An 11060-nucleotide genomic window follows, 5' to 3' on the forward strand; every position below is an offset into this window, starting at 1 on the left:
ACCCGGGGGGGTTCTATTTTTATTTCTGTGCGCCCGTTGGGGGGGCACACACCCCTTTTTGGGTCACCGCCCGCCGCCCCCCCGCGGCCGGGGGGGGGCCCTCGCTTTTGCCGGGGCGCGCCGGGGCGGTACGGTCAACGGTCACGGACGTGTGCCTCGTGCGCCCGGACGTGTCGTGTCCGGACGTGTCGTGTGTCGTGCGGGGCGTACAACGTGTAAGCGGAGAAGGGCGGAAGGGCGTCGATGGCGATTGCCAAGGCCGAGCGGCTGATGAATCTGGCGCTGTGTCTGCTGGGGACCCGTCGGCCGCTGAGCAAGCGCGAGCTGCGCGGCTCCATCGAGGCGTACATGGAAGCCGGCAACGACGAGTCGTTCAACCGGATGTTCGAGCGGGACAAGGACGATCTGCGCGAACTCGGCCTGGTCATCGAGACGGTGGAGAACCTGGAGGGCGAGACCGGCTACCTCGCCCGCCGCGACAGCAACCGGCTGCCGCCCGTCTCCCTCGACGCCGAGGAGGCCGCCGCCCTGGGGCTCGCGGCCAAGGTCTGGCAGCAGGCCCGCCTCGCGGGAGCCGCCAGCGGCGCCCTGCAGAAGCTGCGCGCCGGCGGGATGCCGGAGGCGGGGGACCCGTACGAGGGCCAGCACAGCGCCATCGAGCCCCGCATCCCCGTCCACGAGGCGGCCTTCGAACCGCTGATGCTGGCCTGCCGTGACCGCCGGCCGGTGGTCTTCGACTACCGCAAGTCCACCGCAGCCCGTCCCGAGGCCCGCCAGGTGGAGCCGTGGGCGCTGGAGTGCTGGCGCGGCCACTGGTACCTGGCCGGCTACGACCGCGACCGCGGGGCGGAGCGGGTGTTCCGCCTCTCCCGGATCACCGGCAAGGTCCGCTCCCGGGCCGGCCGGTACACCGCCGAGGTCCCGGACGTGGTCACCGTGCGGGAGACGGTGGCGAGCTGGGCCGGGGAGAGCGCGGACCGCTCCGCGCTGATCCGGCTGCGCAGCGGTGCCGGGTACCCGCTGCGGGCCAAGGCCACCGCCGTGCGCGAGGGCGGGGAGGGCTGGGACGAGCTGGAGATCCCGTACGGGCACGGGCTGGACGCCTGGCTGGTCGAGTTCGGGCCGGACGTGGTCGTCGTGGAACCCGCCGACCTGCGGGCGGACGTCGTGGACCGGCTGCGCGCCGTGGCCAAGGGCTGAGACCGACCGGGCCGGGCCCGAGGGGCCGGACCCCGACGGGCCGGGCCCGCGGCGGCCGCCGCACGATCCGCAACCACCGCACAACCGCACCGTTCGCAAGACGTGCCCTGAGGGGGAGACGTACCAGCATGGCTGCCAACGCCATCGACCAGACCCGCCGGATGCTGTCCCTGGTGACCTACCTGCGCGAGCGCCCCGGGGCGCACGTCGCCGACGTCGCCCGCGCCTTCGGGATCACCGAGGACGAGCTGATCTCCGACCTCGACGTGCTGCCCATGTGCGGGACCAGCTTCCGCGGCGGGGACCTGCTCGACATCGACACCGACGGGGAGCGCATCTGGTGGCGCAACCCCGACGCGTCGGGGGAGTCCACCGCCGAGCCGCTGCGCCTCGCCGCCGACGAGGCGACCGCGCTGCTGGTCGCCGCCCGCGCCGTGGCCACCCTGCCCGGGCTGCGCGAGAGCGACCGGGACGCGCTGCTGCGGGCCACCGCGAAGCTGGAGGCGGCCGCGGGCGAGGCCGCCGGGGCCAGCTCCCGGCTGTCGGTGACCTTCGAGGCCGAGGGCGGGGTCTTCGCGGACGTCGACCGGGCCATCGCGGAGCGCCGCCGGCTGTGGCTGCGCTACTACTCGCCGGCACGCGACGAGCTGACCGAGCGCAAGGTCGACCCGATCCGGCTGTTCGCGGTCGGCCACACGTACATGGAGGGCTGGTGCCACCTCTCCGAGGCCCGGCGCACCTTCCGGCTGGACCGGGTGGCCGAGATCCGGCTGCTCGACGAGCGGGCCGAGCCGCCCGCCATCGAACCGCGGGACCTGTCCGAGGGGCTCGTCCAGCCGGCCGCCGAGGACCCGGAGGTCGTGGTCGAGGTGGGGCCGGGCGGCCGCTGGGTCGCCGAGTACTACCCGCACGACAGCGCCGAGGAACTGTCCGACGGCGGCCTGCGGATCACGCTGCGCAGCCCCGACCCGGCCTCGCTGCGCCGCCTCGCGCTGCGGCTGGGCCGCGAGGGACGGATCGTCGCCCCCCTGGAGCTGGCCGACAGTGCGCGGCAGGCGGCCCGGGAGGCGCTCGCCGGGTACGGCGAAACGGGCTGAACGGGTACGGCGGACCGGGCTGAACCGGCTGGACCAGGGGAAGCGGCGGGGCCGCGCGGTACGTGCCGTGCCGTGCGGGAGCCGTGCCGTCCGAAATGAATGGGCTGAGGGGAGCGCCGGGCGATGTCGCCAATGTCTGGGTCACGGGGTGTGCATGCCGCCGCGGGGCCGCCGGGACGGTCGTCCACGGTCGGACCGGTCTCCTTCAAGGCGGCCTGTTCCGACTGCCGGGCCCGGTTCGAGCTCGACGCCGCGGCGCTGCGGCTGGTGATCGGCGGGAGCCGGCGGACCACCTTCTACTCCTTCACCTGCCCCGAGTGCGGGGCCGCCGTCCGCAAACCGGCCGGTGAGCGCATCGTGGAACTGCTGACCGGCGGCGGCGTGAGCACCCTGCGCAGCATCTGAGGGACCCGGTGGCCTAGGCTCGACCCATGCTGTGGCCCATGCTCGCGATCGCCCTGGGTTTCCTCGGGCTCGCCGTCCTCGCCGTCCTTGCCGTACGGGTCGCCGTGGAGGTGCGGCGGCTCGCGGGCCAGGTCGAGCTGGCCGGCCGGCGGATCACGGACGCCTCGGTGGACCTGGAGCGCGCCGCGTCGGACCTGGCGCGTGCGGGCGGGGCCGCCCGGCCGTGACCTGCGGGCGCGCGGGGGAGCCCGGCGCGCGGGCGACGGGCCCGTGGCCCGCACGTCTCTGGAAAGTGCGGGCCGCTGCCCGTACCGTCGGTCGCAGCCGCGCGCAAGGCGTGGTACCCCGGGGGATTGCCGGGCGTTAACCCCCGGGGGTTACGATCCTTTCCTGAGCGGTTCGCGTCCCTGGCCCGAGCCGCCCGCCACTACAACCAGCCGTTTCGGCGAGAAGGAAGTCAGACATGATCGGCAATCTGAAGCCTCTTGAGATCCTCCTGATCATCGCCGTGATCTTCCTGCTGTTCGGTGCCAAGAAGCTCCCCGACATGGCGCGCTCCCTCGGCAAGTCGGCGCGCATCCTCAAGAGCGAGGCCAAGGCGATGAAGGCGGAGAGCGCGGCGGACGACAACGCCGGCGCCGCCACGGTCGCCGACCAGGCCCCGCAGCAGACCGCGGCCCCGCGCACCATCAAGGCCGCTCCCGGTGACGTGACCAGCGCCCGTCCCGTCAGCGAGCCGAACCACTCCACCCAGGGCTGATCGCCCGGCCGCCGGTCCGCGGCCCCGATCACGCCGGTCATCTGCAACGAGACAAGGGACGTGGGTTGCTCAAGTCTGCCCGCAAGCAGGAGAAGCAAAGCAAGCAGGCCAAGGACGCCGAAGGGCGCATGCCTCTTGTCGAGCACCTGCGTGAGCTGAGAAACCGTCTGCTGAAGTCGGTCCTGGCGATCCTCGTGATCACCATCGTGGCGGCTTTCTACTACAAGAACCTCATCGACTTCATGCTGAAGCCGATGCTGGACTCCGTCGGCTGCACCGACGGGGTGGTCTCGCAGCGCAACGGCCGGCCCTGCGCCGACATGACCGTGAACGGCCTCATCGCCCCGTTCTCGATCGCCCTCAAGGTCTCGCTGACCGCCGGTGTGGTGCTCTCCGCGCCGGTGTGGCTCTACCAGCTCTGGGCCTTCGTCGCCCCGGGCCTGCACAACCACGAGAAGCGCTACGCGATGGGCTTCGTCGCCGTCGGCGCCCCTCTGTTCGGCGCCGGTGCGGTGCTCGCGTACAACCTGCTGCCGCAGACCGCGACGATCCTCCTCGAGTTCACCCCCGAGAACGCGCGCAACCTGCTGCCGGTCGACGACTACCTCGACCTGGTGACCCGCATGGTCGTGGTCTTCGGTCTCGCCTTCGAGCTGCCGCTGCTGCTGATCCTGCTGAACTTCACCGGGATCCTCACCGCGAAGCGGCTGGCGAGCTGGTGGCGGGCCATGGTGCTGGGCATCACGATCTTCGCCGCGTTCGCCACGCCCACCGGTGACCCGCTGACCATGCTGTCGCTGGCCGCGCCGATCGTCGCCCTCTACTTCATCGCCCTCGGGATCTGCCTGGTCAACGACCGCAGGCGGAGCCGCGGCAACCCCGACGCACTGCTCGACGACGACGAGGCCTCCGAGCTGGACCTCACGCCCGCTCCGATCGGCGAGATGGAGCCCGTCCAGGCCCCGGCCGCGCTGCCCGAGCAGGCCGACGGCGGACGCCGGCAGATCAACGGTTACGACGACGCCACCTGACAGGTACATTCCGGTGGGTGAGCGCTGAGATCACCCTGTTCGTCAATCCCACCGCGGGACGCGGCCGGGGCGCGCACGCCGCGCAGCCGGCCGCTTCCGCGCTCCGGGCCGCCGGATTCTCCGTACGGACGGTCCTCGGCGCCGATGCCGGGGACGCGCTGGCCCGGCTGCGCACCGCCGTCCGCGAGGGCACCGGGGCGGTGATCGCCGTCGGCGGCGACGGTATGGTCTCCCTGGCCCTGCAGGCGCTGGCGGGGACGCTCGTACCGCTCGGGGTGGTCGCCGTGGGCACCGGCAACGACTTCGCGCGGGCCGTGGGACTGCCCGTACGGGAGCCCGCGCGGGCCGGCCGGCTGGCCGCCGAGGCGCTCAAGGAGGGCCGGTTCCGCGAGATCGACCTCGGGCGGGTGACCGCGCCGGGGGCCGCGGACGGCGGGGCCGGCGGCGGGGCCTGGTACGGGACCGTGCTGTGCTCCGGATTCGATTCGCGGGTCAACGACCGCGGCAACCGGATGCGGCTGCCGGCCGGCCGGTTCAAGTACGACCTGGCGATGCTCGCGGAGCTGGCCTCGTTCCGGCCCTTCCCGTACCGGATCACCCTCGACGACGGCCCGGTGATCGAGACCGAGGCCACCCTGGTGGCCGTGGGAAACGGGTCCTCGTACGGCGGCGGCATGCGGATCTGCGCCGGAGCCGTCCCCGACGACGGGCTCTTCGACGTCGTCGTCGTGGGCGACTGCAGCCGCGCCACCCTGCTCAAGGTCTTCCCCCGGGTGTACAAGGGGACCCATCTGAGCCACCCCGCGGTGACGGTCCACCGGGCCTCGAAGGTCACGCTGGAGGCCGCCGGGATCACCGCCTACGCGGACGGCGAGCCGCTGGGGCCGCTGCCCGTGACCGCCGCGTGCGTACCGGGGGCCCTGCGGCTGCTGGTGTAGATAAAGATCGCGACTGTTGTCAGAGGCGGCGGGTAGGCTCGAGAGCAAGATGACCGAAGAACTCTCACCCGCCGAGCGGTACGCCGCTGCCCGGATCCGCGCCGCCGAAGAGGCCTCCGCGCTGGCCCCCTTCCGGGAGATGTACGAATTCGACCTGGACTCCTACCAGGTCGACGCCTGCAAGGCACTGGAGGCCGGCAAGGGCGTGCTGGTCGCCGCCCCGACCGGCTCGGGCAAGACCATCGTCGGCGAGTTCGCCGTGCACCTGGCCCTGCGTCAGGGCCGCAAGTGCTTCTACACGACGCCCATCAAGGCCCTGTCGAACCAGAAGTACGCCGACCTCGTCAAGCGCTACGGCGCCGACAAGGTGGGCCTGCTGACCGGCGACAACAGCGTCAACTCCGATGCGCCCGTGGTCGTGATGACCACCGAGGTGCTCCGCAACATGCTGTACGCGGGCTCGCAGTCGCTGATCGGCCTCGGCTACGTCGTGATGGACGAGGTGCACTACCTCTCCGACCGGTTCCGCGGAGCCGTCTGGGAGGAAGTGATCATCCACCTCCCCGAGTCGGTCACCCTGGTGTCCCTGTCGGCGACGGTGTCCAACGCCGAGGAGTTCGGCGACTGGCTCGACACCGTGCGCGGCGACACCGAAGTGATCGTCTCCGAGGAGCGGCCCGTCCCGCTGTGGCAGCACGTCATGGCCGGCCGCCGGATCCACGACCTGTTCGAGGAGGAGTCCGACCACGGAGGCCGCGGCTCCGCGCGCCGCGAGGTCAACCCCGACCTGCTGCGGATGGCGCGCGAGGAGAACACCCGCACGTACAGCCCGAAGGACCGGCGCCGCGGCAAGATGGTCCGCGAGGCCGACCGCGAGCGCGAGCGGCGCTCGCGCGGCCGGATCTGGACGCCCAGCCGCCCCGAGGTCATCGCCCGGCTCGACGGGGACGGGCTGCTGCCCGCCATCAACTTCATCTTCAGCCGGGCCGGCTGCGAGGCCGCCGTCCAGCAGTGCCTGTTCGCGGGCCTGCGGCTCAACGACGACTCCGCGCGCCTGAAGGTGCGCGAGATCGTCGAGGAGCGGACCGCCTCCATCCCCGCCGAGGACCTGCACGTCCTGGGGTACTACGAGTGGCTGGAAGGCCTGGAGCGGGGCATCGCCGCGCACCACGCCGGCATGCTGCCGACCTTCAAGGAGGTCGTGGAGGAGCTGTTCGTCCGCGGCCTCGTCAAGGCCGTCTTCGCCACCGAGACCCTCGCGCTGGGCATCAACATGCCGGCGCGCACGGTGATCCTGGAGAAGCTGGTCAAGTGGAACGGCGAGCAGCACGCCGACATCACCCCCGGCGAGTACACGCAGCTCACCGGCCGGGCCGGGCGCCGCGGCATCGACGTCGAGGGCCACGCGGTGGTGCTCTGGCAGCGGGGCATGGACCCGGCGGCGCTCGCCGGGCTCGCCGGTACCCGTACGTATCCGCTGCGCTCCAGCTTCAAGCCCTCGTACAACATGGCGGTGAACCTGGTCCAGCAGTTCGGGCGGCACCGCTCGCGCGAGCTGCTGGAGACCTCCTTCGCGCAGTTCCAGGCCGACCGCTCGGTCGTCGGGATCTCCCGGCAGGTGCAGCGCAACGAGGAGGGCCTGGAGGGCTACCGGGAGGGCATGACCTGCCACCTCGGGAACTTCGAGGAGTACGCGCAGCTGCGCCGCGACCTGAAGGACCGCGAGACGGACCTGGCCAAGCAGGGCGCGGCCCAGCGCCGGGCCCAGGCGGCCGGTTCGCTGGAGAAGCTCAAGCCGGGCGACATCATCCACGTGCCGACCGGCAAGTTCGCCGGGCTCGCGCTGGTCCTGGACCCGGGCGTGCCGGCCGGGCGGGTCCACGGGCACCGGGGCCAGGAGTGGGCCGAGGGCCCGCGCCCGCTGGTGCTGACCGCGGAGCGGCAGGTCAAGCGGCTCGCCGCGATCGACTTCCCGGTCCCGGTCGAGGCCATCGAGCGGATGCGGATCCCGAAGACGTTCAACGCGCGCTCGCCGCAGTCCCGCCGCGACCTGGCGTCCCAACTGCGCGCCAAGGCGGGGCACATCACGCCGGAGCGCCGGGGGCGCGGCCGGGCCGCGGCCGCCGACGACCGCGAGATCACCCGGCTGCGCGCCGCACTGCGGGCGCACCCCTGCCACGGCTGCGACGAGCGGGAGGACCACGCCCGCTGGGCCGAGCGCTACCACCGGCTCAAGCGGGACACCCAGCAGCTGGAGCGGCGCATCGAGGGGCGGACGAACACCATCGCCCGCACCTTCGACCGGATCCACGCGCTGCTCACCGAGCTGGACTACCTGCGCGAGGACGAGGTCACCGTGCACGGCAAGCGGCTCGCCCGGCTGTACGGGGAGCTGGACCTGCTGGCGTCCGAGTGCCTGCGCGCGGGGGTCTGGGAAGGCCTGACCCCGGCCGAACTGGCCGCCTGCGTCTCGGCGCTGGTGTTCGAGGCGCGGCAGTCCGACGATGCGGTGGCGCCGAAGGTGCCCGGTGGCGCGGCGAAGGCCGCGCTGGGCGAGATGGTCCGCATCTGGGGCCGGCTCGACGCGCTGGAGGAGGAGCACCGGATCAACCAGGCGGAGGGCGTGGGCCAGCGCGAGCCGGACCTCGGCTTCGCGTGGGCGGCCTACCAGTGGGCCTCCGACAAGAGCCTGGACGAGGTGCTGCGGGAGGCGGAGATGCCGGCCGGTGACTTCGTGCGCTGGTGCAAGCAGGTCATCGACGTGCTCGGGCAGATCGCGGCCGCGGCTCCGGCGTCCTCCGCGCCGCCGTCCTCGCAGGGCGGCAGCACGGTGGCCCGCAACGCCCGCAAGGCCGTCGACGCACTGCTGCGCGGTGTCGTGGCCTACAGCTCGGTCGGCTAGGACCGGTACGGGTCGGTGCCAGGGCCGGCGGTGGTCTTCGCGGGACCACCGCCGGCGCGCTCTACGCGCCGGCTTCCCAGGCCGTGAGGTCCTCCCAGGCCCGCAGGGTCAGGCCGCTCTCGAAGCGGCGCGGCGTGCCGGTGACGGGGTCGGTGAACGACACGGTGCGGGCGAGGAGTTGCAGCGGGCGCCGGTAGTCGTCCGGGGCCGGGTCGGTGACCTGCGGGTACACCGGGTCGCCGAGGATCGGCAGGCCGAGGCCGTTCATGTGCACCCGCAGCTGGTGGGTGCGGCCGGTGTGCGGGGTCAGCCGGTAGCGGCCCAGTTCCCCTTCGGTGCCCAGCAGTTCGACGAGGGTCTCGGCGTTCGGTTCGGCGTCCGGGACCTCGGTCGCGGCGATCACCCCGCGGGTCTTGTCGATGTGGCTGCGGACCGTGCGGGGCAGGGCGAGCGCCGGGTCGTGGCGGGCGACGGCCTCGTACCGCTTGACGACCCGCCGCTCCTGGAAGAGCAGTTGGTAGGCGCCGCGGTCCTCGGGGCGGATGCTGAACATCACCAGTCCGGCGGTCAGCCGGTCCAGCCGGTGCGCCGGACTGAGCTCGGGCAGGCCGAGCTCGGTGCGCAGCCGGGCCAGGGCGGTCTGGGTGATGTGGCTGCCGCGCGGGGTGGTGGCCAGGAAGTGCGGTTTGTCCACGACCAGCAGGTGTGCGTCCCGGTGGACGACGCGGATCGGGAACGGCACCACCGGTTCCGGTTCCATGTCCCGGTGGAACCAGAGGTAGGCGCCCGGTTCGTACGGGTCCTGCGGGTGCAGGACCCGCCCGCCGGGGCCGAACACCCGCCCCGCGCGCAGCAGCCGGCCGATGGATTCGGCGCCCCGGGTGCCGGCGTAGCGCGCGGCGAGGTAGTCGCCGAGGCCGGGCCAGCGCCCGTCGGGGTCGGCGGGCAGCCGCAGCCGGACCGGGTCGATGCCGGCGACCTGGGGCAGGGGTGAGGGGGGTGGCTGGGTTCGGCGTCTCATCGGGTCCAGGCTATGCGCCTACTGCCGGGTGAAGGTCCCCAGGTGTTCGCCGTCGAGGTACTCGATGCGGACCGTGCCGTCCTTGAAGAACACCCCGGTGCGGCCCACCGCGTTCTCGCCGGCGGTCACGTAGCTGAAGGTGTCGCCGTCGTAGTGGGTGAGCGGGAAGCGCATCGGTTTCGGGCCGAGGGAGAGGGTGAGGCCGCCGCTGCCGTCGGGCGTGACGGTCAGTTTGCCGTAGTACGGGTTGTCGTACGTTCCGGTGTACGCGCCGTCGGCGCGGGCCGGCTTCGCCCCCGCGGGCGGGTGGGCGTAGTCGGTGGCGGAGCGGCCGGTGTCGTCCGCCCGGGCGTAGAGCTCGGCGAACAGGGGCAGCCAGGCGGTGGTCGGCCCGCCGTGCTCGGCGGTGTCGAAGAAGTCCTCGGCGATGGCATCGGCCACGCCGACCGGGGCGCCGTTGGTGAGGACGACGATGCCGAGCTGCTCCAGCGGGAGCATGGTGACGTTGGTGTTGGCGCCGAGGTCGAAGGCGCCGGAGTGGCTCAGGCGCAGCCGGCCGGCGTCGTCGTACGAGACGTTCCAGCCGAGGCCGTAGAAGCCGGTGTGGTTCAGGGGCGGGGTCGGTGCCTGCGACAGGATCTGCGGCAGGTGCGTGACGGCGAGGGTGTCGGCGGGGACGATCCGCTTGCCGTCGAGGGTGCCGCCGGCCAGCTGGAGCCGCAGCCAGCGGGCCATGTCGGAGGCGCTGGAGCTCACCCCGCCGGCCGGGGCCTGCGCGTCCGGGTCGCGTACGTAGCGCGGGGACCAGGTGCCGTCCGGGTTCTTGACGTGGGTGGCGGCGTGGTCGGGGGCGTGCGCGAAGGCGGAGAACTCGGTGCTGGTGTGCGTCATGCCGGCGGGCTTGAAGAGGGTGTCCGCGGCGAGTTTCTGCCAGCTGGTGCCGTGGGCCCGGGCGACGGCCTCGGCGGCCGCGGTGAAGCCGAAGTTGGTGTACGCGTAGCTCGCGCGGAAGGGGGAGAGGGGCTCCAGGCGCAGGTGGCCGAGGATGTACGCCTGGTCGTAGCCGAGGTCTTCGAGCAGGTCCCCGGCGTGGTCGGGCAGGCCGCTGCGGTGGGAGAACAGGTCGGCGGTGGTGACGTGGCCGGTGACCCAGGGGTCCTTGAGGGCGAACCCGGGGAGCTCGGTGTGCCGGTTCCAGTCGGCGGGGTCCTTCAGGGTGCCGGCCACGACGGTGGAGGAGACCGGCTTGGACAGCGAGGCGATCTGGAAGACGGTGTCGGGGTCGACCGTGGCGCTCTCGCCGGTGCGGCGGACGCCGAAACCCTCGAGGAAGACGACCTTGTCGCGGTGGACGACCGCGACGGAGATCCCGGGGACGCCGGTGCTGCGCATGCTGTCGGTGACGAACCCGGGCAGGCGTGCCAGAGCGGCGTCCACGTCGGCGTCCGTGATCTGCGGCTTCGGTGCGGGCGGCGGGCTGGGCGCGGCGGCCGCGGCTGCCGCGCCGGTCGCGGCCGTCGCGGCGAGCAGGGCGGCGGCACCGGCTGCGCCGAGCGTGCGGAGCGTGCGCATGCCGCCATTGTGACGCCGAACGGGTGGCTCCGCCCCGCGGGGCGCGGGGGCCCGGGCGGGCCCCCCGCCCGGGGCAGGCCGCGGGTTGCGGTTAGGGCCAAACCCCGGCGGTGCCCTCGGCCCGGATGGCCCGC

Annotated in this window: 10 protein-coding genes; 8 read left to right on the forward strand and 2 right to left on the reverse strand. The window is 73.1% G+C overall.

Translation table 11 applies throughout. The features are described 5' to 3' along the window. Nucleotides 1-243 precede the first annotated feature (243 nt). From ACFXA3_RS21330 to ACFXA3_RS21365, 8 genes are all read left to right on the forward strand, one after another. Nucleotides 244-1200, forward strand: coding sequence for a helix-turn-helix transcriptional regulator (locus tag ACFXA3_RS21330; RefSeq protein WP_385188895.1), 957 nt, complete (start codon nucleotides 244-246; stop codon nucleotides 1198-1200). Between the two features lie 128 nt (nucleotides 1201-1328). After that, nucleotides 1329-2297, forward strand: coding sequence for a helix-turn-helix transcriptional regulator (locus tag ACFXA3_RS21335; protein WP_385188897.1), 969 nt, complete (start codon nucleotides 1329-1331; stop codon nucleotides 2295-2297). Nucleotides 2298-2429: 132 nt separating this feature from the next. Beyond that, on the forward strand, nucleotides 2430-2702 hold the full coding sequence (locus ACFXA3_RS21340) for a hypothetical protein (protein WP_385188899.1): 273 nt from the start codon (nucleotides 2430-2432) through the stop codon (nucleotides 2700-2702). 26 nt (nucleotides 2703-2728) lie between these two features. Then, complete coding sequence (locus tag ACFXA3_RS21345) at nucleotides 2729-2929, forward strand: hypothetical protein (protein WP_385188901.1); 201 nt, start codon at nucleotides 2729-2731, stop codon at nucleotides 2927-2929. Between the two features lie 236 nt (nucleotides 2930-3165). Next, nucleotides 3166-3462 (forward strand): Sec-independent protein translocase subunit TatA, encoded by a 297-nt coding sequence (tatA, locus tag ACFXA3_RS21350; protein WP_385188903.1) that lies wholly within the window; start codon nucleotides 3166-3168, stop codon nucleotides 3460-3462. Nucleotides 3463-3527: 65 nt separating this feature from the next. Next, nucleotides 3528-4493, forward strand: a complete 966-nt coding sequence (gene tatC / locus ACFXA3_RS21355; protein ID WP_385188905.1) for a twin-arginine translocase subunit TatC — start codon at nucleotides 3528-3530, stop codon at nucleotides 4491-4493. 17 nt (nucleotides 4494-4510) lie between these two features. After that, the gene (locus ACFXA3_RS21360; RefSeq protein WP_385188906.1) at nucleotides 4511-5431 is read left to right on the forward strand and encodes a diacylglycerol kinase; all 921 of its coding nucleotides are present in this window, start codon (nucleotides 4511-4513) and stop codon (nucleotides 5429-5431) included. 49 nt (nucleotides 5432-5480) lie between these two features. Further along, the gene (locus ACFXA3_RS21365) at nucleotides 5481-8333 is read left to right on the forward strand and encodes a DEAD/DEAH box helicase (protein ID WP_385188908.1); all 2853 of its coding nucleotides are present in this window, start codon (nucleotides 5481-5483) and stop codon (nucleotides 8331-8333) included. A 61-nt stretch (nucleotides 8334-8394) separates the two neighbouring features. Here the strand turns inward: ACFXA3_RS21365 and ACFXA3_RS21370 are convergent, their stop codons facing one another. Further along, nucleotides 8395-9354 carry a pseudouridine synthase gene (locus tag ACFXA3_RS21370; RefSeq protein ID WP_385188910.1) on the reverse strand — a complete coding sequence of 320 codons (960 nt, stop codon included), beginning with the start codon at nucleotides 9352-9354 and terminating at the stop codon, nucleotides 8395-8397. An 18-nt stretch (nucleotides 9355-9372) separates the two neighbouring features. Next, on the reverse strand, nucleotides 9373-10926 hold the full coding sequence (locus tag ACFXA3_RS21375; RefSeq protein ID WP_385188912.1) for a serine hydrolase: 1554 nt from the start codon (nucleotides 10924-10926) through the stop codon (nucleotides 9373-9375). Between the last annotated feature and the right edge of the window lie 134 nt (nucleotides 10927-11060).

This window comes from Streptomyces sp. NPDC059456 (genome assembly GCF_042750055.1).
Taxonomy (GTDB): Bacteria; Actinomycetota; Actinomycetes; order Streptomycetales; family Streptomycetaceae; genus Streptomyces.